The 23,951-nt window shown below is 40.8% G+C and carries 23 protein-coding genes; 14 read left to right on the top strand and 9 right to left on the bottom strand.

The window, feature by feature from the left end; translation table 11 throughout:
* Nucleotides 1-90: 90 nt before the first annotated feature.
* The gene (locus tag OLM56_RS06620) at nucleotides 91-1,134 is read left to right on the top strand and encodes an NAD(P)-dependent alcohol dehydrogenase (RefSeq protein ID WP_264528753.1); all 1,044 of its coding nucleotides are present in this window, start codon (nucleotides 91-93) and stop codon (nucleotides 1,132-1,134) included.
* 110 nt (nucleotides 1,135-1,244) lie between these two features.
* Here the strand turns inward: OLM56_RS06620 and OLM56_RS06615 are convergent, their stop codons facing one another.
* From OLM56_RS06615 to OLM56_RS06605, 3 genes are all read right to left on the bottom strand, one after another.
* Nucleotides 1,245-1,949 (bottom strand): DUF2461 domain-containing protein, encoded by a 705-nt coding sequence (locus OLM56_RS06615; protein ID WP_264528752.1) that lies wholly within the window; start codon nucleotides 1,947-1,949, stop codon nucleotides 1,245-1,247.
* Between the two features lie 71 nt (nucleotides 1,950-2,020).
* Nucleotides 2,021-2,698 carry a response regulator transcription factor gene (locus tag OLM56_RS06610; protein ID WP_264528751.1) on the bottom strand — a complete coding sequence of 226 codons (678 nt, stop codon included), beginning with the start codon at nucleotides 2,696-2,698 and terminating at the stop codon, nucleotides 2,021-2,023.
* Nucleotides 2,695-4,140: a sensor histidine kinase gene (locus OLM56_RS06605; protein ID WP_264528750.1), complete on the bottom strand. Its 1,446-nt coding sequence runs from the start codon at nucleotides 4,138-4,140 to the stop codon at nucleotides 2,695-2,697. Before OLM56_RS06605 ends, OLM56_RS06610 begins: the two co-directional genes overlap by 4 nt.
* A 130-nt stretch (nucleotides 4,141-4,270) precedes the next feature.
* Between OLM56_RS06605 and OLM56_RS06600 the strand changes: the two genes are divergently transcribed.
* A complete protein-coding gene (locus OLM56_RS06600; RefSeq protein WP_264528749.1) occupies nucleotides 4,271-4,912 on the top strand; it encodes a hypothetical protein in 642 nt (213 codons plus the stop codon).
* Nucleotides 4,913-4,962: 50 nt separating this feature from the next.
* Here OLM56_RS06600 and OLM56_RS06595 read toward each other — a convergent pair whose 3' ends face one another.
* From OLM56_RS06595 to OLM56_RS06575, 5 genes are all read right to left on the bottom strand, one after another.
* Nucleotides 4,963-5,190: a YqaE/Pmp3 family membrane protein gene (locus tag OLM56_RS06595; RefSeq protein ID WP_317125119.1), complete on the bottom strand. Its 228-nt coding sequence runs from the start codon at nucleotides 5,188-5,190 to the stop codon at nucleotides 4,963-4,965.
* A 297-nt stretch (nucleotides 5,191-5,487) separates the two neighbouring features.
* On the bottom strand, nucleotides 5,488-6,141 hold the full coding sequence (locus tag OLM56_RS06590) for a hypothetical protein (RefSeq protein WP_264528748.1): 654 nt from the start codon (nucleotides 6,139-6,141) through the stop codon (nucleotides 5,488-5,490).
* A gap of 33 nt (nucleotides 6,142-6,174) precedes the next feature.
* On the bottom strand, nucleotides 6,175-6,807 hold the full coding sequence (locus OLM56_RS06585; RefSeq protein WP_264528747.1) for a hypothetical protein: 633 nt from the start codon (nucleotides 6,805-6,807) through the stop codon (nucleotides 6,175-6,177).
* Nucleotides 6,808-6,836: 29 nt separating this feature from the next.
* Entirely contained in the window at nucleotides 6,837-8,159 is a 1,323-nt protein-coding gene (locus tag OLM56_RS06580; RefSeq protein ID WP_264528746.1) for a DUF4831 family protein, read from the bottom strand.
* Between the two features lie 2 nt (nucleotides 8,160-8,161).
* Nucleotides 8,162-9,043 (bottom strand): caspase family protein, encoded by an 882-nt coding sequence (locus tag OLM56_RS06575; protein ID WP_264528745.1) that lies wholly within the window; start codon nucleotides 9,041-9,043, stop codon nucleotides 8,162-8,164.
* A 268-nt stretch (nucleotides 9,044-9,311) separates the two neighbouring features.
* Here OLM56_RS06575 and OLM56_RS06570 point away from each other — a divergent pair, with 268 nt between their 5' ends.
* From OLM56_RS06570 to OLM56_RS06515, 12 genes are all read left to right on the top strand, one after another.
* A complete protein-coding gene (locus tag OLM56_RS06570; protein WP_264528744.1) occupies nucleotides 9,312-9,956 on the top strand; it encodes a hypothetical protein in 645 nt (214 codons plus the stop codon).
* 30 nt (nucleotides 9,957-9,986) lie between these two features.
* Entirely contained in the window at nucleotides 9,987-10,637 is a 651-nt protein-coding gene (locus tag OLM56_RS06565) for a hypothetical protein (protein ID WP_264528743.1), read from the top strand.
* The gene (locus OLM56_RS06560) at nucleotides 10,627-11,403 is read left to right on the top strand and encodes a sensor histidine kinase (RefSeq protein WP_264528742.1); all 777 of its coding nucleotides are present in this window, start codon (nucleotides 10,627-10,629) and stop codon (nucleotides 11,401-11,403) included. The genes OLM56_RS06565 and OLM56_RS06560 overlap by 11 nt, the downstream gene beginning before the upstream one ends.
* A 2-nt stretch (nucleotides 11,404-11,405) precedes the next feature.
* Complete coding sequence (locus OLM56_RS06555; protein ID WP_182494227.1) at nucleotides 11,406-12,065, top strand: response regulator transcription factor; 660 nt, start codon at nucleotides 11,406-11,408, stop codon at nucleotides 12,063-12,065.
* A gap of 80 nt (nucleotides 12,066-12,145) precedes the next feature.
* The gene (locus OLM56_RS06550) at nucleotides 12,146-13,222 is read left to right on the top strand and encodes a serine hydrolase domain-containing protein (RefSeq protein WP_264528741.1); all 1,077 of its coding nucleotides are present in this window, start codon (nucleotides 12,146-12,148) and stop codon (nucleotides 13,220-13,222) included.
* Nucleotides 13,223-13,274: 52 nt separating this feature from the next.
* Nucleotides 13,275-14,432 (top strand): 5-(carboxyamino)imidazole ribonucleotide synthase, encoded by a 1,158-nt coding sequence (locus OLM56_RS06545; protein WP_264528740.1) that lies wholly within the window; start codon nucleotides 13,275-13,277, stop codon nucleotides 14,430-14,432.
* 27 nt (nucleotides 14,433-14,459) lie between these two features.
* A complete protein-coding gene (gene purE, locus OLM56_RS06540; protein ID WP_264528739.1) occupies nucleotides 14,460-14,942 on the top strand; it encodes a 5-(carboxyamino)imidazole ribonucleotide mutase in 483 nt (160 codons plus the stop codon).
* 191 nt (nucleotides 14,943-15,133) lie between these two features.
* Nucleotides 15,134-17,161, top strand: coding sequence for a M3 family metallopeptidase (locus tag OLM56_RS06535; protein WP_264528738.1), 2,028 nt, complete (start codon nucleotides 15,134-15,136; stop codon nucleotides 17,159-17,161).
* A gap of 151 nt (nucleotides 17,162-17,312) precedes the next feature.
* Nucleotides 17,313-21,116, top strand: coding sequence for a gliding motility-associated C-terminal domain-containing protein (locus OLM56_RS06530; RefSeq protein WP_264528737.1), 3,804 nt, complete (start codon nucleotides 17,313-17,315; stop codon nucleotides 21,114-21,116).
* A gap of 128 nt (nucleotides 21,117-21,244) precedes the next feature.
* Nucleotides 21,245-21,748 carry a GbsR/MarR family transcriptional regulator gene (locus OLM56_RS06525; protein ID WP_121376886.1) on the top strand — a complete coding sequence of 168 codons (504 nt, stop codon included), beginning with the start codon at nucleotides 21,245-21,247 and terminating at the stop codon, nucleotides 21,746-21,748.
* A gap of 424 nt (nucleotides 21,749-22,172) precedes the next feature.
* On the top strand, nucleotides 22,173-22,559 hold the full coding sequence (locus OLM56_RS06520; RefSeq protein ID WP_264528736.1) for a hypothetical protein: 387 nt from the start codon (nucleotides 22,173-22,175) through the stop codon (nucleotides 22,557-22,559).
* 3 nt (nucleotides 22,560-22,562) lie between these two features.
* Nucleotides 22,563-23,003 carry a hypothetical protein gene (locus OLM56_RS06515; RefSeq protein WP_264528735.1) on the top strand — a complete coding sequence of 147 codons (441 nt, stop codon included), beginning with the start codon at nucleotides 22,563-22,565 and terminating at the stop codon, nucleotides 23,001-23,003.
* Between the two features lie 56 nt (nucleotides 23,004-23,059).
* Here OLM56_RS06515 and OLM56_RS06510 read toward each other — a convergent pair whose 3' ends face one another.
* Nucleotides 23,060-23,869, bottom strand: coding sequence for a hypothetical protein (locus OLM56_RS06510; RefSeq protein ID WP_264528734.1), 810 nt, complete (start codon nucleotides 23,867-23,869; stop codon nucleotides 23,060-23,062).
* Between the last annotated feature and the right edge of the window lie 82 nt (nucleotides 23,870-23,951).

Raw genomic sequence — 23,951 nt, 5'->3', positions numbered from 1 at the left:
GCAGAAAAGCTAAAAATAGCTTAACAAAATCAATTGCTTTTTTCCCTACCTTAGTAGTTACGAATTCTAATCCCTTAAAACACGACAAAAATGATAGCAACAAAATCATACGCTGCACAGGACAATCAAAGTCCTTTAGCGCCATGGACCTTTGAAAGACGTGAAGTAGGACCTCACGATGTACAGTTCGACATCCAATATTGCGGTGTATGCCACTCCGACTTGCACCAGATCAAAGACGACTGGTTTCCCGGAATCTTCCCGATGGTTCCTGGACATGAAATCGTAGGACGCGTAGTCAAAGTAGGCGAACATGTCAAGAAATTCAAGGTAGGCGATATAGCCGGAACGGGATGTATGGTAGACTCTTGCCGCGAATGTGAAAACTGCCAGAAAGATTTAGAGCAATACTGCCTGAAAGGTAACTCGCAGACCTATAATGGCTTGGAACAAGACGGAAAGACCCCAACGTATGGTGGCTACTCCAATACCATAGTCGTAAACGAAGACTTCGTGCTTCATGTTTCAGACAAATTAAACCTTGCGGCTGTCGCTCCACTATTGTGTGCCGGAATCACTACCTACTCGCCTCTTAGACATTGGAAAGTAGGAAAAGGACACAAATTAGCTGTATTAGGATTGGGCGGACTAGGCCATATGGCGGTGAAGTTCGGAGTATCGTTTGGTGCCGAAGTGACCGTATTGAGCACTTCGCCTAACAAAGAACAAGATGCTCGAAAATTAGGTGCCCATAATTTTGTCGTGACAACCGACGAAGCACAGCTGGCAGCAGCCCGAAACTCTTTTGATTTCATACTCGATACCGTTTCGGCAGAACATGACCTCAACCTCTATCTTTCTTTATTGAAGACAGACGGTACCCATATCTGCGTAGGCGTTCCTTCAAAACCTTCTCCAGTAGCAGCGTTCAGCTTGTTAGGAGGCAGAAAGAGTTTGGCAGGATCTGGAATCGGAGGCATAGCCGAAACTCAAGAAATGCTGGACTATTGCGCCGAGCATGGTATCGTATCTGAAATCGAGATGATCGATATCAAAGACATACAGAATGCGTATGACAGGATGCTGAAAGGCGATGTACGCTACCGTTTTGTTATCGACATGGCAACGCTTTAAAAGCAAACCCTAAATAAATAATTGGCTTTATGCACAGGATACTGTCTTGCGTATAAAGCCAATTATTTTTTAGCGTTACAGAAAAAGAAATCATAAAATCTTATTGCAAGTTAGCTACTATAAAGCGGCTCGCCATTGGCATCGGTTGTCAGCACTTCGCTCATGTAATCAAAAAACGGATGCATGTTCTTGAACGTCTGGTCGGCCTCTTTCAAAAAAGAAGGACTCAGCACCTCATCATCTGTAAATCTCTTGACGAGTAGGAACTGCTTGTAACGTAATAAGTCTATCGCGCTATCGGCAGCATCAAAACCTTTGGGCGTCGTCTTGAGCTGTTCGCCCTGCAATGACCCAAAAGTTGCTTTAAAGGTCTTGCTCTCTATAATTTTCCGAAGCGTATCGGGGTCAGAACTGATGTCTTCGCGGATGCGTTTTATGTCTTCTGTATTGGGAGCCCAAAAACCTCCGGCAATAAAACTGTTGCCCGGCTCGATATGAAAATAATAGCCTCCCCTACGGAGTGCGGTAGCTCTTTTATAGCCGCCGCTCCAATTGGTCTTATACGGCGTCTTATCTTTAGAAAATCGCGTATCCCTATAAATACGGTGCAGGCTTTTTTTGCCCGATGCAGTCTCGATAACATCATGACTGCGGAGCTCCTGCAGCAGAGCATCGGCAAAATGTTCTAGGCTGTCGTATTCTTTTAGGTAGCGGTCTTTGTTCTCGTTAAACCAGTCCCTATCGTTATTCTCTTTGAGCATCTTGAGGTAGTCGAAGCTTGAAGCAGGTATGCGGGCAGGCATTTTCGTATCCATATCGTGCGGTTTTAGCTTTGCAAAGTTAGCTTCTTTTCAAAAAATTTTATGCTGTTTCCTGAGTATTTGCATCAACAAATCAGCTTGTAGCCAAATCCCCTGATATTAAGGATTTCTATGCTTTGGTCGCCTTCCAGTTTTTTCCGAAGCTTCGTTATATAGACATCCATAGTGCGGGTATTAAAAAAAGTATCGTCGCCCCAAAGCAGCAGCAAGACCGATTTCCTGTCAAGCACTTGATTCTTTTGCTGCAAAAGCAAGACGAGCAATTGTGCTTCTCTATGAGAAAGCTTTACGGTCTCGCCGTTATGTTTCAGTTCTTGCCTTTTCGGCAAAAAGACATAGCTCCCTATCCGATGCTCGTCGCTTTTCTCGTTTTCTGGTTCTGCTCTTCGGAGCAGTTCTTTTACCCTGAGAAAAAGCTCGTCCAGACTGAACGGCTTCTTGAGATAATCATTCCCTCCGCTGGCATAACCTGCCATCACGTCTTTTATATCCGATTTGGCCGTAAGGAACATCAAAGGTATTTTCGGATCATCATTCCGTATCTGCAAAGCCAGCGAGAATCCGTCTTTGTACGGCATCATCACGTCTAATATACATAAAGAAAACGCATGGCTCTTGTAGATTTCCCACGCCCTTTTTCCGTCAGGAGCCAGTTCGACTGTATAGCCCTCCTTTTCCAGACTGTCTTTGATGACCTTTCCTAAGAACGGCTCATCTTCTGCCAAAAGGATCGTGTACTTCATGACAAGGGCAATTTGATGGTGAATACGCTTCCGCTCGGGACATTATCTTTCAGGCTGATACTGCCTTTGTGGGCGGCTATCACTTTCCTCACATAGTTCAGTCCCAAGCCATAGCCTTTGACATCATGTACGTTGCCCGACGGTATGCGATAAAACGGACTGAAAACTGCTTCTTTATGCTCATCAGAAATCCCAGGCCCATTGTCGGCAACCCTGATCGTCAGCTGTTTATGTTCTGCAAAACTTTGTATCTCGATAATTGGCTTTTCTGATCCTGCATATTTTATCGCATTATCGATCAGGTTGGCAATTGCCCTGCTCAGGTGCTTTTTATTGCCTTTTACTTTACTATCCTCTTCAGAAGAAATAGAGATTTGTGCACTGCCTTCTGCCCCTGCAACAATTTCCTGCAGCAGCGTGCTGATGGCTATGGTATCTTTTAGTTCCATTTCAGAACTTTCCAGTCGCGCGGCAGCCAGTATCTCATCGGTAAGCGAGATGAGCTTGCCGCTCTGGTGGCGTATGATTTCAATATAATTCTCCTGTGTTTCCTTATCGTGGTTGAACTTTTTTAGCGCTTCGGCAGTAATAGCAATCGAGGTCAAGGGTGTATTGATTTCGTGCGTCATGTTGTTGATAAAATCGTCTTTTATCGTGTTGATCTTGTGCTGGGTGAGCAGCAGCCTCAAGGTGTACCAGAAGCAGGAAAGCGTAATGAGTATAAGCAGCACCGAGCCTATCAACACCCATTTGAGCTGCCGGAGCAAGAACAGGTCGGTGTTGACGATAGTCGCCTGCAATAGCTTTTGCTTATGCGGCTTTCTCAAGGAAATATTTACTTTTTTAGTCTGAAAGGTCTGGCCGTCGGGTTTTCTATTAAAGTCAAAAGATAATGATATGCCTCTTTTCTGCAACGAAGCTTGGTATTCTTTCTTTAATATTCCCAATTCCAGAGGCATGTCATACGATAGCTTGTTAAGGCTGTCTCCCAACTTTTGGGTATAGAACCAAATATAGCCCTTTTTAAGTTCAGTATCCACCTGCCTTGCCATGTGGTTGACGAGCACTGTCCTTCCTTTGGGAGTAATGCTATCCAGCCTTTCTTTAAAATCTTCGATGCCCATGCTAAACTGACTCTGCCCTATGGCCGAGGGTTCTGTTTCTTTTATCGTAAATACCGTCTGCTTGGCATCTGGATTCCATCGGGCCGTAATCTTGATGAAAGAAGGATCGTAAAGCCATCCCTTGAACTCTCCGACCACGATACGGCGGTGCCTGGCAAAAGAACTGTCGACTGCTTCTTCAAGCGCCTCGTTGCAGTCTCTTTCAAACTGCCTGCGCTCGGCGGTATAGGTCGCATAGTTATAATAGAGCTGCAGCGCCGCGATTCCCGCAACGCACAAGGACATCAGGACAAACGCCAATAGTATCTTTCGTTTCATACGAGCCAAAGATAAAATTTTAAAAGCGCCCTTGCCATTTTCATTAACACTAATTAACCCTTATTCAGGGCGGTTAACCTCAGCGCCTTTACTGCCAGCCTACTTTTGCATCATAACCTCTAAATACTTAATGATGAAAAAAAATGCGATTAAAACGGCTGCTTTAGGCTGGGCAGGACTGTGGTTCTTTTTTCCTTTTTTTACGGCAACAGCGCAAGAAAATGCATTGCCCCCTATAACAATGAAAAGCGATTCTTATTCCGAAAACAAGGCACTGACGGATGTCATGCGGTTTGACAATATGGATTATTATACTACGAAATTTACGGGAGCTGCTTTAAAGGGCACAGAATATTATATGGTAGCCAAAGAAATTTGGGATGGCAAAGTAAAAAAGACCGATACGATCTTCAGTTCGGCCACAAACTCCTACATCGGAAAAATTGAAAATGACAGCCTGAATCTCACGGTAATTGCCAAAAAATCATCGGACAAGTCCTTGAAGATAAAGTTTTTGTTTGATCGTTTCGAGATTCAAAAAGAATACAAAAGCATGCGTTCTGACGATTACAGCCTTAGGGATTTCGGCACCCATTTCCCCATCGTATCAGGCAAGCCGTTCTATGCGTTTGCGTATATACTGCCGTATGAAGACAAAGAGGGCAACAAATTCTGGTGCGCGGTTGAAAGCAGCGGCAAGGACATCGAAACCTGGGGCAAAGAATTCGGGATACAGCACTATATCTTGTTCGAGATGAGGTTCGGGAACTAGCTGTTTGCAAACTAAGCAACGGGGGCTCTGGCAAATCGAGAAGAATTTCCTTAACGGTTGCCGTTCATGGCACGTATGACCCTATTTGTCCTACGGTCGGCATACATCCGGTTCAAGGCGGTAGCGGCCCAGATAAAAGCCGGAATCCATCCGATGATGGTAAGCTGCAGAATAAGACATAATATCCCTGAAAGAACTTTCCCTTGCAATATCAAAGAGAGCCAAGGAAGAAAAAAAGCTAAAACATAACGCATGATGATTGGATTGATGATTGACAATCAAAAATAGCAAATTATATTCTTTCTTATTCATAAAAAAATAAGCCAGACTGTAGTCTGGCTTATATATTTTCTAGCTTTTTCTTTTTAACACAAGGTATTTTATACTGATCTTACTATAGTTTAGCGCCATACAAACGCTGGTCATAATAGTACTTTTGTTTGGGTTTTATTGCAGGTGAGTCTATAGTGAGTCTATAATGAGTCTATAGTGACTCTATAAAAAGTACAGTTTTTATAGAGTCACTATAGACATACTATAAAGGCAATATGTTGTTATGTAGAATAAAAGTGCAACTATCCCTTATCCATCCTAAAGCTTTTCCTGTCTGTAGCAGTAGATTTGTTGATTGTCTTTACGGATCTTTTGTATTCTTTATTTCTCTCCAAACTTATTGGAGAGAATACGATGGATAGCATAAAGGCTCCCGATTTCCCATTAATTTTTTCAGTGGTAAAAGAATAGCCTGCATTGGCCTGGATAGCAAGAAGGTCAAAGCCTATGGAAGGCCCGAAGTGAAAAAACTGTCCCGGCATAGCTTCTTTCGCACTGAATGAATATCCGGCTCCCAATTCTCCATACAGAAACAAATATCGGTAGCCATAATGAAGGCTTATATCGCCAGTTTTTGTATGAGGATAATAGCCTGCAGCAGCCCTATAAGTAGCTCCCGCAGCATAACATAGCGAGCCCATAGTAGAAGAACAATCGCAATTCTTTTGTGCGTTTACCTTTTTGATTCCTAAAAATACGCCATGCTTTAGATGGTCGTCAAACCTATATTCTAGCGTAGGCAGCACAAACGAGCAGGATGCCAGATTGTCTAATGACTCAGCCGTAGCAGCGGCAGACAAGGCCGTACTGTCTGCCTGCAGTTGGGCCAGGTCTTGCGCGACAGCGCTTTCAGAAAAAACAGCCAGCAGTATCAGTACCTGTATTATTTTTTTCATCGTTTTCTTTTTTAAAAGTGGTCTGAATTGTCTTTATGCCTTGAGCTTGAGATAGCCGCTTATGATCTTGGAGCCGGTACAGCTTCCGCTTACCTTGACTACGACTAATTTTCCTTTTCCTATAAGACTGCTCCCGTTCCAAAATGTGAGCGTATTGTTGCTGCTGTCTTTTACGGGAACATTATCAATAAATACCTGAAAGGCCGCATCGTTGCAGTCAAGACTGCCGTGGATTTCGATAATAAATTCCTGCTCCGTCTTGAGGCTGGCTACAAGAATTTCTTTGTTCAGCGAAGGATAGCCCACCCAAGGTATGACTGTGGCTGCTGTTTCGGGCTGCTGAATAGTCTTCCAGTTGCCCTTGATCTGCTTGCCAGGCTTGGTTTGGCGGATAAAGATGCTTTTGCCTTCAACAGCAACAACGCCGCCTTCATATATTTTTGTCGGTATTGTTACGCCGTCTACTATAATCTCAAATTCCAAAATCGCATCATCCATATGGATGGTATTTTGTATAGAATATACTTTTTGGTCAAGGTTGTTGGTCGCGGTGATACGCGTATAGGATCCTGGTCCGGAAGTAGACCATCCGCCTGCATTGAGCGTATTCTGAGAATAGGAGGCCATTGCGATAAGGCAAAAGATAAAGGAGAAGCTGTTTTTCATTGCGGTATGTTTTTACATTAGAGGTATATTTATTCAGAAACAGCATTCAGCTTGTCTTTTAGCTCTTTTATCTTGACGTCTTGTTCCAGCTGCTTAATCAGCTTGTCTTTAGGATCTTCAGGCTCTTCTTTTTTAAACTTGTCCAGAATTCCTGAAATTTTTTCAGGGGCGGCATTAAGCTTTTCTAAATCTACCGTAGCAGTCGTTCCAGAAATGGACAAGATGGAGCCGAGACCTGGGTGCAATTTAAAAACCATATTTTTCATGTTTGAAGGGCCTGCTGCTACGATTCCGTATTGCGGCACCATAAGGTCTGCTTGTTTTTCGACCGTGTTTTTGTCTTTTGTTTCTTTAAGTATCTGGAAGCGCGCTTCGGCTGGAATATTATAATAGAAAGATGCTTTTTTATCGTCTTTTTTATTATGGCTGGCGACTACCTCTCCTATCCCCTTTTCTATTTTATGAAGCTGGATATAGATAGTTTCTGTTGGCGTAATTTCTTCTTTTTCAAATCCGGTAGTGACATAATTCGAGAACTCGGGCGCCATCTTGATTCCTTTGGTCTTGTCGATAGAAAAGAGCTTGATCTTGTTGTAGGTGCTTGCTCCATTTCCGATATCATCCATATCTTCTGGGTCAATCTCAAATTGAATTTTTACGCTTTTTGTGGTAATTTTTCCTGTAAAATCGCTTAACAGTTCATCTCGTAATTGATTGACTTTTTGAAGCTTGAACTCCACGACTTCTTTATTGGAGCCGTCTGAATTCTCCAGAATTTTTTTCAGCATGTTTTGGTAAATCAATATCTTATCGTAGTTTTCCTTGGCCAGCTTGTATTTCTTTTCTTCTTGGTTATTGCATGGGCTATGTAGTGATGCTACAGGTTCGCTTCCTAATCCGGCTATCCCCGGAATTAGCGTTGCATAATTGACTACGGTGCTAATCAATGGTACTATCTGGCTTTCGTTTTTTATATCCGAAGAAGTAAGTTCCCCATCTTTTGAATATTCAAGGGAGAAGTCATTCTTGTTCAAAAAATTTCGGCTCATATTCATTTGGTAGACTTTGGTCTTATCTAGTATAGACCTAGAGGTAATTTCCATATTCTTGATTTTATAGGAGGTGCCAGCGGTTTCTTCTACTTCAATATCAAAGCATGGGGCATATTCGCTGTATTTTCCTGCTTCGATAGTCTTCTTTTCGATTTCAAAAGAGGCCGTTAATATGGTTTTCGGCAGGGCATAGTAAAATCCGTTTGCATTGGATGCTGTTCCTGAATTCAGCTGCGATGTCCTTACCGTGGAGCAGCTCCACAATACTACAATTGCGAGAAGGGGGGTGATTTTTTTCATAATTAATTGATTTTAAAAGGTTGTTGGTCTAAAAATTGGTGCGAAGCGTAGCCTGTCTCGAAAGTTGGAAAAATTTTATCTTCCCACATGGCTTTGCTTAGGATGCCGAAATAGTCTTTATAATTTCCTTCAAAAGATTTATCTTTTAATACAGACTCTATCAATGAGGTGAATGGGCTGGTAGAACCGTATACTGTAGCGATGCTTCCGTCTTGCGTAGCTCCTAGGTATAAGAAGTCTAATTGCATACCATTATCTTGCTTTGCTTCAAAATACCCGAAAGCTGGAATAGCCCGGCCTTTGTTTCTGAAACTCAGCATCGATTTATAAATGGTGCCGGAGTTGCAGGCATCTACAATAAACAGTACTCTTGCCTTGGTCTTGATACTGGTCAGTATTTCATATATCTCATCATCAACCAGCTTCCTGTCTTCCGTAATCAATACCTCATCTTTATTGTCCCCTGTTTCGTCTAAAACTCCGGTATCAGGAACTTGGTCGCCATGCCCGAAAAAGTAAAAAACAAAAAGATCGTTTTCCGTGAGCTTATGGAGCTGCGACAGGAGATTTGCTTTCAGCACATCTGCTTTTGGCGAGTGCAGTTTGGCAATATGCTGCTCTTGGAAGTCATTTTTTATCAATATTCTTTCTAGGGCATCTACATTATAGGGTGCGCTTTCGGTAAACACATTGCTATAGCCCGAAAGGCTAGTTCTTGCTGCTCCTACCAGCAAGGCATATCCGGTTCCTTGGGGCAGTGCCAGTCCTTCGGTTGTTTCCATTTTATCTGTTTTCATCGTGCAGGAAATGAAGAGCAAACAGCTGCATAAAAAGATAGCACCTTGCTGAACATTTTGTAATCGGATATAAGAGGTTGTTTTCATGATGCGCCTGTTTGCTGTTGTATAGGCCAAAGCTACCGCGACACTTAGACTGCAACAATAGGGAAAACCCTATTGCACCAAAGGCTTTTCCCTAACTCATTGAAATAGCAATAAATACATAAATTATTAAGAAAAAAGTGATATTTTAGCTAGGCTGTGGTGCGATGGGGAAATAACCCAGACGAAATAGGGAAAACCCTATTGAGTCAGAAATGGATATGAGCCAACTTTGTCATGAACTTAATTATAAACCTCCAATATTTAAATTATGAAAAAAACAGTACTATTCTTATTCCTGTCGTTGGCAATGATAGGATGCAAGGAGAAAGAAGAAACGCAAGACGACACAAGGGCTGCGGCAGCTGCCAAAAACCAACAAGAATGCTTGGGACTGGAAGAGTATAGAAAAATTGATGATTTAAAGCTAGAGCCTCCAAAAAAAGATTCGTTGAGGGCAGATTGGCTTAGAAAATACGGGAAGGCTGTATGTATTGATACGCTTTATTTGAGTACTATAGAAACGCATGAGATAAAACACACACCGTTTAAGCTCGGTACAGGCAAGTCTTTTGCAATCAAATGGGAAGATTTGAAAAAGCTGACAGAATCCTATTCAGCATATGAAAAATATGTGGGCTTTAAGCTTGATGCGTCTAAAGAAATCGCAGGCATTGAGATAGAGCCTAAATTTAGCGATACAAAAGTTTGCTATTCTCTTCCTCTTTTTAGGAGTATTGCTAGAGAAAACGAAGGCCTTGACATTAGTTTTGAATTTATGTGGGCACTAGTCGGCAACAGCAAGCAGGAGACAATTATTTTCAGGGTCTTGAACGGCAAAAACCCAGCAACCTTTTTCGACTTTTCTGATGAGCCTAGAATCGATGCTTCGGGATACAAAAAAGCACCGCTTTAAAACAGCAACAATTAATTATCTTACTAAAAAATGGTAGAGTTTATTTATCAATTTTCAAAGCCCCTAAAGATTCTCGTACTGCTGACTTTGCTTTTTGCTTTGTCTAGCTTGAAATGGAAAAACATCACACATCGGTTTTTGCTCCTAATTCTGTTGGTGTGCTTTTTTATGGAATTGACAAATTCAATATTGCTATTCTATTCAAAGTCTATAGTCTTGGAATCCACAATTGGCACTATCCTGCATCATGGATTATGGCTGTGGCTATTAGCCAGGAATGCGGTTTTTCAAAAAACTGCATTCTTGTTGCTATATGCTTTTTTACTCTTTGCCATTGCCAGCCTTCTTTTTATTGACGGGACACAAAAATTCAACTATTATACTTTTGTCGTGGGTGCCTTTCTGTATATAATCATCTTTATTTATGAGAGTTCTTATAGGCTCAGGAAAGAAAGTTTCGATTTTTTTCTGTCTAACACATATATCCTGCTTACAGCGCCCGTACTGTTTTTCTTCGGACTGAGCTTTATGTTTGGTTTCAACAGCAAAAATGTTACCTCATTCCTTCTTTTCGGCCACATAAAACTTTATACCTTTATTACTTACTTCGTGAATATCGTCTATTATTCTTTGATAAACATTTATATTTATCGTGAAAAAAAGTTGAAAAATGGTGAATGATGTAGCCTTTGGAATCGTTATCGGACTGCTATTTATCAGTCTCCTCATCCTCTTTTGCGTGGTACTGGTAAAGCTGTATATCCGCAAAATCAAAAACTACACTAAGGTCATCTACCAAAAAGATATTGATTTCCAAAAGGCAATGAATGCGGCTATCATCGAAACACAGGAACAGGTATTGCAGAACATATCGCAAGACCTGCATGACGATGCCGGACAGCAGCTCACCTATATCAATTTCCAGATCGAAAATCTCAAGCTCGATTCGCCAGAGCTGAACCAGACCTTGCAGCCGCTGTCGCAGTCGGTCAGCGGACTTTCGCAGTCCATACGCAGCATCAGCCATTCCCTGAACAACCAAGTACTGCTGCAGCAGGATTTGACAAAAGCTATCGAATCGGAAATACTGCGCCTGCAGAAAGGGCCTATTCCTATTGAGCTTGTACAGAAAGGAAGCGCGAAAAGGGCATTTTCGACGAATGAAAAGATCGTGATTTATAGAATCTTTCAGGAAATCATGAACAACTGTTTCAAGCATTCGAAAGCCGGACGTATCGAAATTCGCTTAAGGACTGGCCCAAGTTTTGAAATGGTCATTGCCGACAACGGCAAGGGATTCGACTATGAAAAGATAAAGGACACTACCACTACAATGGGACTACAAAACATCATCAGCCGTGCCGCTATTATTGATTATTCTGTAAACATTTATTCTGTAATCGGCGAAGGCACAAAGATTCGGCTATCAGAAAACAAAATCTCCTAGATATGGAAAAGACAACCATAGGCATCATCGACGACCATAAGATCGTCAGACAGGGTTTAAAAGAACTGCTGGAAAAAATCAGCAATTATACGATTACGGCAGAATTTGACAATGGTGCCGACTTTTTAGCGGCACTTCCTTTAGAGAGTCCGCCCGATTTGTTTATACTCGACTATTCCATGCCCGGAATGAATGGTATAGAAGTACTGAAGGCGCTAGAAGAAATAGAAGGCGAATACAAAGTACTGCTGCTTACGCAGCATTTTGACGAGCAGATTATCGATGCGGCCTACCATCACGGAGCCAGAGGTTTTTTGCATAAAAACTGTACCGCACACGATTTGAAGTTTGCCATCGACAACATCGTAAAAATCGGCTACAACAACGTTTCTGAGATACTAAAGCGGATGCGGAATTATGACGAATCTCCGAGCAAAGACGCCAAAAGCCAGATCTTATTGTCCGATAGAGAGCTGGAATTCTTGAAGCTGGTGTGCGACGAAAGAGAACTGACCTATGACCAGATGGCCGACAGCATGGGATTGTCTGTAAAATCTATAGAATCGTACCGGACAGCTTTGTTTGAACGGTTCGGCATCAAATCGAAGGTGGGACTGGTTTTGTTTTCGTTTAAATACCAGATTACGCCGCCTTTTATATAATACTGCAGCAATGCTTGTCTTGAGGTTGTAACTGGGCACCGATTTTTGTCGTCCAAAGCGCTAAAATCAACCTCTCACAAATGAAGAAACTGCTCGCGACTTCCCTACTGCTTATTGCTGCCTTTACAGCTGCTCCTGCTCAAAATTTTGAACGCAAGGTCGACAGCCTGATCTCGAACGTCTTTACCGACAGAAAAGGACCGGGTGCCGTGTTCTTAGTAGCAAAAGACGGAAAGCCCGTTTACCATAAAGCATTTGGCAAAGCAAATCTGGAATTGGATGTCGATATGACCACAGACCAAGTCTTCCAGATAGGCTCGATTACCAAACAATTCACGGCTGTTGCCATACTGATGCTCGAACAAGAAGGCAAGGTTGACCTCAACAGCAGCATTTCTAAATACATTCCAGACTATCCTGAGGGCGACAAGATTACCTTGCACCATCTGCTGACGCATACTTCGGGTATTAAAGATTTCACCAAAATGAAGTCCCTGCAGCAGATTGCCCAGAAAGACCTAACGCCAAAAGAAATAATCGATTTCTTCAAGAATGAGCCTGTTGATTTTCTGCCAGGCACAAAATTCGAATACAACAATTCGGGTTATGTGATTTTGGGCCATATCATCGAGTTGGTTTCTGGAGAAACCTATGAGGCCTATATCCGGAAGCACATTTTCGAAAAAGCCGGAATGTCTGATTCACGTTATGCCGATGATACCGCTATTATTAAAAACAGGGCTTACGGCTATCGCAAGAAAGACAATGCGTATGTCAACAAAGGGCGCATCAGCTTTACGATTCCGTTTTCTTCTGGCTCGCTGATGGCAACCGCAGTAGATATGCTGCATTGGCAGCATGCCCTAAATAACAATCTGTTGCTGGATAAAAAGACGGCAAAAAAGGCTTTCACTAAAAAAAGCTTGAACAATGGCGACCCCATTAAGTACGGCTATGGCTGGCATCTGACGGAATTGGACGGAACCGCAACGAGAGAGCATGGAGGGAGCATATTCGGCTTTAAGTCGATGGGAATGTATATCCCAAGCGAGGGTATTTATGTCATCGGATTCAGCAACTGCGACTGCAATTCGCCTACCCAACTCACCCGAGATATCGCATCGGAAGCATTGAAAGCATTTAAATCTAAACGATGATATTCCATCATTCTAAAGAATGATTATCTTTGTGGCAAACAACAACACAGCAATGAATTACTTCTCATCCGATTTCAAGCTCGGAATACTAGGAGGCGGACAGCTGGGCAAGATGCTGCTGGCCGACACCCGAAAATTTGATATACAGACGTATGTCTTAGACCCAAGTGCAGAGGCTCCCAGCCGAATGGGATGCAATAAATTCTTTCAGGGCGACCTTATGGATTTTGATACTGTTTATGAATTCGGAAAAAAGGTAGATGTCTTGACTTTTGAAATCGAGCTCGTAAATCTGGAGGCTTTGGAGAAATTAGAATCCGAAGGGCTAAAAGTCTATCCTTCTCCAAAAACATTACGCAAGATCCAGAACAAAGGAAGGCAGAAAGATTTTTATACAGCAAACAGCCTGCCTACTTCCTCATTCAAAAGATTCAACACTTTAGGAGCATTAAAAGCGGCTATAGAGAATACTACTGTTTCCTTTCCCTTTGTATGGAAAAGTGCCGAATTCGGTTATGATGGCAACGGAGTGAAAGTCGCAAGGGCTATAACGGACTTGGCAAATCTTCCCGACGTGGAATGCATTGCCGAAGACATGGTGCCGTTTAAGAATGAATTGGCTGTAATCGTAGTCCGCAATCCAAAAGGCGACATCAAGACGTATCCTGTGGTAGAGATGGAATTTCATCCAGAAGCCAATCAAGTAGAATATGTTATCTGTCCGGCGCGCATTGACGAAAAGGTAGCTGCAAAAGCAAGAGCCATTGCCTTGCAGGTTTCTGAAGCCTTTGGACATGTAGGCTTACTTGCAGTTGAAATGTTCCAGACAGAAGACGATACCATATTGATTAATGAAGTAGCACCGAGGCCGCACAATTCAGGCCACTACAGCATTGAGGCCAGCTATACGTCGCAATTTGAAAACCACTTAAGGGCCATCTTAGATTTGCCTTTGGGCAACACCGACAGCAAGGTTGCAGGAATCATGGTGAACCTTGTAGGCGAAGAAGGCCATTCCGGACAAGTCGTATACCAAAACATTGAAAAGATATTAGCCATCGATGGCGTGACGCCGCATATTTATGGAAAACGCGAAACAAGACCGTTCAGAAAAATGGGCCATGTGACCATCGTAAATGAAAATATAGCCGAAGCAAGAAAGACTGCAGAGGAAGTAAAAAAGCTGATACGCGTGATCAGCAACTCATAAAGAATCTAAACCATTAAATCGTATACAATGAAAATCGCAATCGTAATGGGAAGTGTTTCAGACATGCCAGTCATGCAAGAAGCCATCGACATACTAAAAGAATTCGGAATCGAGACGGAAGTCGATATCGTTTCGGCACACCGCACGCCAGAGAAATTGTTTGACTTCAGCAAAAATGCCCATAATAGAGGCATTGCTGTCATCATTGCTGGAGCCGGCGGAGCAGCACATTTACCGGGAATGGTAGCATCAATGTCGCCGCTTCCTGTAATTGGAGTTCCTGTAAAATCAAGCAATTCTATCGACGGCTGGGACAGCATTCTTTCTATCCTTCAGATGCCAGGAGGCGTTCCTGTCGCAACAGTAGCCTTGAATGGCGCTAAAAACGCAGGCATATTGGCCGCGCAGATTATCGGGAGTTCCGACAAATCTGTACTTGACAAGATCATCGCTTACAAAGAAAACCTAAGAGAAGGAGTCATCAAGGCTTCGGAAGGGCTGAAACAGTAAGACGACACTATTAAAAAATCAGGTCCAGCTATAAAGCAAGGGCCTGATTTTTTGTTTTAAACGGTAACGTTTTCATAACGGCATAGGTATTTATCGATCAATTTTATACTTTTGAAAACAGCATGCCGAGAGATAATTTTCGTGCCTAAAAAAACATATTCTCTATTCTCAAAATATTAAAAAGACCTTATATGTCAGTCCTTACAAAAAAATTTACGACAAAACACGATACAGCGCCTTTCTCCCAAATCAAGAATGATGATTTTCTTCCTGCCTTCCAAGAGGCTATTGCAGATGCCAAAAAAGAAATAGACGAGATTGTCAATAATCCAGAAGAGCCTACTTTTGAAAACACTATAGAAGCCATGGCTTTTAGCGGTGCTACGTTAGACAGGATATCGAATATTTTCTTTAACCTGCATTCGGCCGAAACCAACGACGAGCTTCAAAAGATAGCACAGGAAGTTTCTCCCCTATTATCTGAATTTGGGAATGACATCCGACTTAATGCCGACTTATTCAAAAAGGTCAAGGCCGTATATGACAATAAAAATAACCTCTCTCTCACGGCAGAACAGGATACCTTGCTCGACAAGCAGTACAAAAGCTTTTCGCGAAACGGGGCCAATCTATCTGAAGACAAAAAAAGCGAATTGCGTGAAATCGATAAGGAACTTTCGCGATTGAGCTTGGAGTTCGGAGAAAATGTACTGTCGGAAACACATGCCTTCCAGCTTCATATAACCGATGAAAAAGACCTTTCCGGATTACCAGAAGGAACGATAGAAGCCGCAAGAGAACTGGCCCAAAGCCAAGAAAAAGAAGGCTGGGTTTTTACGCTGGATTATCCGAGTTACGTGCCCTTTGTAACGTATGCAGATAACAGGGAACTGCGCAAGAAGATGGCAGTTGCCTTCGGTTCTAAAGGCTTCCAGAAAAATGAATATGACAATCAGGAAATTGTTTTGCAGATTGCCAAGCTTCGCTATGAAAGAGCCAAGCTTTTAGGTTATGCTTCGCATGCGCATTTCGTGCTCGAAGAAAGAATGGCAGAAAGTCCTGAAAAAGTAACTACCTTCCTTAATGACTTGCTCGCAAAAGCACGACCTGCGGCCGAAAAAGAATTCAAACAGCTGACAAATTTTGCTAAGGAACTAGACGGCATTGAGCAGTTGGAAAAATGGGACGGCGCCTACTATTCTGAAAAGCTGAAACAGCAGTTGTTCAATCTGGACGATGAAAAGCTAAAGCCTTATTTCAAACTAGAAAATGTATTGGAGGGTGCTTTTACTGTGGCTGAACGATTATATGGGCTGACGTTTGTAGAAATAAATGATATCGAGAAATACCATCCTGATGTAAGAACGTATGAAGTAAAAGACGTTGCTGGCAATCTCGTTTCTATTTTTTATGCGGATTTCTTTCCGAGAAAAGGGAAAAGAAATGGTGCATGGATGACGTCTTTCAAATCGCAATATGTTTTAGGCGGTGTCAACGAAAGACCGCATGTTTCTATCGTATGCAATTTTACAAAGCCTACAGAAACCAAACCTTCTTTGCTGACTTTTAATGAAGTGACTACCTTATTCCATGAGTTTGGACATGCTTTGCATGGGATGCTTGCAGATACAGTTTATCCGAGCTTATCGGGTACCAGCGTGTATTGGGACTTTGTGGAGCTGCCAAGCCAGATTTTCGAAAACTGGTGTTATGAGCCGGAAGCGCTAGCTTTGTTCGCGCGCCATTATCAAACCGGAGAAGTTATTCCTACGGAATACATCCAGAAAATAAAAGAAAGCGCTAGTTTCCAAGAAGGCATAGCCACTATGAGACAGCTGAGCTTCGGCTTGCTTGACATGGGATGGCATGGCCAGGACCCTACGTTTATCAAAGATGTAAAGGAATTCGAAAATGAGCAGTTTGCCTCGACGAAGCTGTATCCGGATGTAAAAGAAAATGCTATGAGTACTGCTTTTTCACATATTTTCCAAGGCGGCTATTCCTCTGGATATTACAGTTACAAATGGGCTGAGGTATTGGATGCGGATGCTTTTGAGTATTTTAAAGAACAGGGAATATTTAGTCCAGAAGTGGCTACTAAGTTCAAAGAAAATGTCCTTTCTAAAGGCGGAACGGAGCATCCAATGATTTTATACAAGAGATTTAGAGGCAATGAGCCAAAACCTGACGCACTGCTCAAAAGAGCAGGACTGCTTTAGTTTTTAATTATTTGATTTTAAAATATTTGGGATTGCCAGTAAAATAAGGCAATCCCTTTTTTTATTCTATACTTTAACTTTTGGAATTATGGAAATCCATAATTTTTCTTACAGTTTTTCATATATTTGATACCTTTCTTAACTTCTTTTTATGAAAAAACTTTACCAGAACTTTATCTTTGCGTTAATTTTTTCCTTGAATGTAATCAGCTCCTACGGGCAGCTACCAGATTTCACTCTTACTGTCACATCAACTGATGAGACTTGTAATAGAAACGGAATGCTTTCCTTTACAGTAAGCGGGACTCATCCCAATGCTAACATTATCTATACTATTTACAAGTTGCCGAATACAACCTCTCCGTATGCAACAGTGAGCACAAATACCTTGTCGGGTCTTGTTGGAGGTACGTATAGGGTCATTGCTACCCAAACCTTGGGAACCGAAAGCAATAGCAAGCAGCAGGATGCCGTCATCAACAGCACGGTCACTGCATTACAATTCAACATGACATACAGTGATATTCCCTGCAGCCTTAATAGGAACATCAATGTTATTGTTACTTCAGGAAATCCCACAGGATATGAAATTATAGCAGGACCTGTTATAAAGCCGCGACAGCCATCTAATGTTTTTACCAATCTCGTAGCCGGAAATTACCTGATCAAAGTATATGATTCTTGTGGCAATGCGGTAACAAGATCGTATACTTTAGTGACGCCTGAAAGTATATCAAATCCGCTTGCTATTTCGGAACATTTAGTTCCAGATTCAGAATTGTCTGCATGCAGCTCGGTTGGAGTGAGACATGTATTAAGCGTCGATCCAGACTATATCATCAATTATCCACTTACCATTGTATATACTATTTATCCGCCGGGCGGCGGCGCACCGATCATAAGAACTTTTACTATCAACAGAATTGAAGATTTTACTTCATTCGACCTTACATCTAACCCAAATACTTATGTTTTTGAGGCCGACTTGCCTTATTACGATCAACCTTACAGCTATAATTTATTGATTACAGATGCCTGCGGCAATCAATTCCAAAAAGAAAGTAATCAAGTCACTGAAATGTATGAAGCATCCATACAAACGCAAATCAACAACTGTGGCATAAAAACATTTTCTGTCAAAGCATCAAATTTCGTCTACCCGATTACGGTGCAATTTCTTTCTGCTCCAGCTGGTTTTAATCCGAATCTCTATAACCCATCGCATCCTACTTTTTTTAGCGATCCGACGTATGGAAATACTACAAATATACTTCCCGAAGGCAGTTATCTGGTTAGGGTAACGGATGCCTGCGGAAGAACAGATACCGCTGAGGTAAATATTGTCCATGAAACCACAGCCGAAGTGACAGCAACGGGCTCTTGCGGTGCTTCAGGAACTATTAGCGGAGAAATTTTGGGCTCCGATATTGTTTCTGCCACTATACAAATTGCTCCTTCAGATTTTGCTTTTCCTACGCCTTATAACGTCAATGCTTATATTCAGCCAGATGGAACTATTTTTATCTCGGGCATACTGGTCCCTGGCCAATATACTATCATTCTTTATGATGATTGTGGAAATTCTTATACAAAACCCATAACGGTACCTCCCGCCAGTTCCAATGTTCCGAGAGTTAATTATCTAGGAGGATGTGCTCCTGGTTTCGGTTCAGTCTATATTGGAGGCGCGCAGGATGTGCAGTTGTTAGACGCAGAGTTCATAACAGTACCAAGTACTTATAGCGGTCCTATGAATGTCTCTAGCAATATCCGGGGAGCCTATTTTATGATGAGCTCGCTTCCTGTCGGGACTTATCGCATCAAGATCAAAGATTCCTGTAATTCCGAGTATATACTGACGCTACAGATTAAGGAATACATTGGAAATACAACTTTTGAAATTGTTGAAGGATGTTCTTCGTTTAATTTCAAGATCAACCATACTAACAACAATGGCTCTTTTCCAAATCTTGGGTATTGGTTGCAGAAATTCAATCCGGTAACCGGCCAGTGGGGACATCCAAACACTAATGTAGCTTATCCAGAAAACACTACTCCAAATGGTAATAACTCAATTACTATTGCCAACAATGCTTGGAATCTGAATTTAGCTATCGGAGGGCGCTTCAGAGTTCTAACTGCATCATCTATTTATGGTAGTGTGGGCGTTAGCAGCAATTGCTTATTTGTAATCAAAGAATTTGAGACAGGAAGCCTTCCTGAAATAAAGGGAGCCTTAAATTTTTCATGTTCAGGCACGCTTTCTGATGTATTATTAAATGTAGAAGGTGAAGGAAATTATGCTTTTAGCATCATTAAAAAAAATGACGTCCCTTTTGATTTTTCAAATGGCAACAGTCCTTTATTTACAGATTTAGAGTCTGCAGTATACGTCTTTCAAATAGTTGACGAATGCCAAAACACAAGCACTTATACTCATGACGTGACAACGCCATTTGTCTTTTCTATAGCAGCCACATTATGCGATGGACAGAACAGCAGTCTTTCTGTTCCGAATTTCCCTTACCTGCAATACAGATGGTATAAGCAAGGCGCTGAAAACATTACGTTGAGCACAAATGCCAGCCTCAACTTTAATCCTTTAAATGTCAGCACTAATTCTGGTATTTATCATGTAGCTGTCACCTATCCTGCAGAACCTGATTCATGCTTGAACCAGACTTTGAGCTACGAAATCAATGCAGGAACGCAGCCAAATGCAGGAGAAGACAATACGGTTAATATATGCGACATTCCCCCTTCTATCAACTTATTTGATTATCTATTAGGCAATGCAGACCGAAACGGTACTTGGGAACAAATCACTCCAGTCGGAACTCTTTCTGCCAACGTATGGAGTACAGAAGGCGCCCAACAGGGTTCTACTTATTATTTTAGCTATGTTGTAAATGGTTTCTGCGGCGTAGAGGATGAAGCTATAATAGCGATTCATTTCCTCAATATCTTGCCTACCCCTATTATCAATAGTATAGGACCAGTTTGTGTCGGGGCTCCCATAAGTCTGAGAATCCAGAATCCGAATATTCTTTACCATTATGTTTGGTCGGGACCTAACGGATTTACGGCAACGGGCATCGCTCCAATATTTCCTAACGCGACCGTAGCCATGTCGGGAACTTATTCTGTCACGGCCAATCTAGTGAATTGTCCGTCGCAGCCCGTAACATTTGAATTGGTTGTAACGCCATTGCCGGAATTCCATTTCGCTAACGAAAACAACAGAATCTGTTCCGGACAAGAAATTTCGCTAAAAGTTGTTCCTGATAATTTTAACGAATTACAAGCTTCTTACCTCTGGAGCAATGAAGCCGGAGAAGTCATCGGAGGAAATTTTGCAGAAGTTGAAGTAAACGAACCCGGATTATATAACGTACTTGTTGATGTAGACGGCTGTACATTTTCGAAAGCAATTGAAGTTGAGGAAAACACAGATACTTTCTCCGTAGGAGCCGAGGCAAAATGTGAAGACGACCACTATATGCTTTCTGCCTATGCAATCGATAATTCTTTTAACGAGTCAACTGCTAGCTATGTATGGACTGGCCCAAATAATTTTTATGCCACGACGCAATCTACAGACATTACCGGATTAGAGTCAGGAACTTATACCGTGGTAGTCACAAATGAGGAAGGATGTTCTGAAACCATATCCATTCCTGTTGAAAAAAGCTATTGCAAGATTCCGAAAGGAGTTTCTCCTAATGGCGATAATGATAACGACACATGGAATTTGGCCGGACTCGACATCTTGAGGGTAAAAATCTTTAACCGTTACGGAATGGAAGTCTATGAGATGAACAACTACGTAAACCAATGGCATGGTCAATGTTCTGATGGGAAATTGTTGCCAACAGCAACCTATTACTACTATATCTCTTTCCGAAGCGGAAAAGAAAAAACCGGATGGGTCTATCTGAATCGAGAAGTACATTGATAACTTTTTGACACAAAATAAAAGGTTGCCAGTAGCTGCTGGCAGCCTTTTTAATTTGAAAATGATAGAAAATAAAATATCTTTCAATTATTTTTGAAAGTTTAAAAATATATTCTTACCTTTGGACTATGGAATTCAAGGAAGCAAAAAATAAATTCATTCAGACGTGGGGAGCATTAGGCTCTCAATGGGGCATTAATAAAACGATGGCCCAAATTCATGCACTGCTGATGGTTTCTCCAGAACCGCTTTCTATGGAAGACATCATGGAAGAATTATTGATTTCTAGAGGAAATGCCAGCATGAACCTCCGTGCCTTGATGGATTGGGGCATTGTGTACAAAGAATACAAATCGGGCGAGCGCAAAGAGTTTTTTACAGCCGAAAAAGACTTGGACGAATTGGCCGTAAAAATTGCACAAGAAAGAAGCAAAAGAGAAATCAAGCCAGCCTTAAGAGTCTTAAAAGACGTATCTTCTATCAAAGGAAACGAAACCAAAGAAACAAAGCATTTTGTAGATCAGACCTCCAAACTATACGATTTTGTTTTAAAAGCCGACAATATGATTGACAAAGTAACCGAATTTAAAGACAATTGGATTGGCCGTTTGGTTATGAAAATCATGAAGTAAAAAAATTTCATTAAAAGTTTCATTTTTTTCTGAAAGTTTAAAATTTAAAATAAAAATTATGAACCTCAATATCTTAGGTTATATTATTTTTCTAATCATAACGATTTATATCATTATTGTAGTTGGAAAAATATGCTATCGGAACGGAAATATTTTTGTTTTAAATCTAATTCCCGATCATGAAGAATTATGCCAACAAATCAACAAAATACTTTTAATTGGTTATTACCTCGTTAATATCGGCTATTGTGCCATGACTCTGGTAAGCTGGTCTACAATTTCTAACACAACACAATTGGCAGAGATTATTTCATCCAAAACTGCAATCATCATTGGAATTTTAGCCTTTCTGCACTATTTAAATATATTTCTATTAACAAATTACATTCAAAAATTAATCAAATAACATCTAAAATCAAACATCATGGAAACTACAAAAATTTTAATCGGCTACACTATTTATTTACCAATTGCCTTGTTTCTTACATACTTTGTTTCTAAAACTTTATTCAAAAACGGAAAGATTTTTATGCTTGACATTTTCAAAGGAAGAGAAGAGATTGCAGATGCAACTAACCGCCTTTTTGAAACTGGGTTTTATCTCTTAAATATTGGTTTTGCCTTAATGATTTTAAAAATAGATTTATACAAAGACAATTATCAAGGGCTGATTGAAGCATTAAGTTATAAAATTGGAGGATTTTCTATTTACCTTGGCATAATGTTATTTTTCAACCTGTATTTTTTCTTCAGAGGAAAAAGAAAAGCCAAAGAAGCACAAACTACAGAAAGAATTGTTTTTAAAGCATAAATTATGAACATTCAAATTCCAAACTGGCTGATAATCCTTAGTGGTGTCGGCCAGATTTTTACCGCATTTATTTATCCTTACATAAGACACCAAGTTTTTGATTGGTACAATGACGTCAAAAAACTAAAACCATTGAATCAAGAAATCGCAAAAACTTATGGAAGATATATACAAGGGCTGAACTTTAGCTTTGGATTAAATGCAATTGTTTTTACAAATGAATTGCAAGAACAAACTGCACTGGCTGTTGCTTTAACGGGATTGATTGCTTTATATTGGGTTGGAAAAGTAGCAACTCAAATCGCCTATTATCCCATGTATCAAATTCCTCAGAAATTGATTTTCAAAATTGGAAGCTACTGCATGAACATACTTTTCGTGTTATTTGCAGTTGTAAATAGTTGGCTGTTCATTTATAATTTGATCGGATATTATAATTTATGACTAAATACGAGACAATTTCCTTTAACGAAATACATATTAAAAAATATCATAGTAAATCAAACCAAATAAATCATCCCTAACCAAAAAATCGGAATACTTTCCACCCAAAAAGAAGTATAATATTTCGAACGATTCTCATTAGCAAACAACATAAAAAGAGCAGTCGTAATAACCAAAATAGCATTGACAAAAAGCTGGTTAATATCGATTGTGCTTTTCAAAAACTCCAAGAAATAAAGCGGAATAAGTATAAGTATTCCTAAGATTTTGGTTTTTGCCACTCCTATTCTTTGAGGTACGGTTTTCAGAGCAGGATCATCTGTTTTCAAGTCGATGATTTCAAATATCAGAATTAGGCTGATGACTAATAAAAATCGCTGGCAGCATTTGAGAATTACATCTGAAAAGACTTCGGTTCCTGCGTTCATCAAAGGCAGCAAAGTGGTAACGCCAGACCAGCAAATAGCTACGATATAAATCTTGACACCGCTCCAATTCCGTATATTTTTTTTCTTTGAAAAAACGGGAACCGTATACAAAAATGTCAGTCCAAAGAAGATTATGGCAGTTATCTGAGTAACACTGCCCAAACAAAAAAAGAAAAAAATAGATGCCAAAAGCGAAATAATGCTCACTATTGCAATCGCTTTTAATTCAAACCGCAATGGCTTTTTATTCCGAAAAAAATCTTCGTATTTGATAAAATTATATCCGAAAATTGTCCCAAAAAACGCAAAGCCGGCCATCGGTAAATCAAAGCTATTTTGAAACATGTGATTGGTCATCAGAACCAGGGACAGAACTGCAATAGCTACATGGATGCTTCCGTTTATATAAAAATCAAATAGTCGTCTGATAGCCTGCATACTGCAAAAATAACGAAACTGTTAACAACACGGTATTTTCGTTGAAAATTTCCTAAAAAAACCATGTTAAAAAAGGATTTAT

This window comes from Flavobacterium sp. N2550, from assembly GCF_025947265.1.
Taxonomy (GTDB): domain Bacteria; phylum Bacteroidota; class Bacteroidia; order Flavobacteriales; family Flavobacteriaceae; genus Flavobacterium; species Flavobacterium endophyticum.
This window is presented reverse-complemented; position numbering and strand designations above follow the sequence as displayed.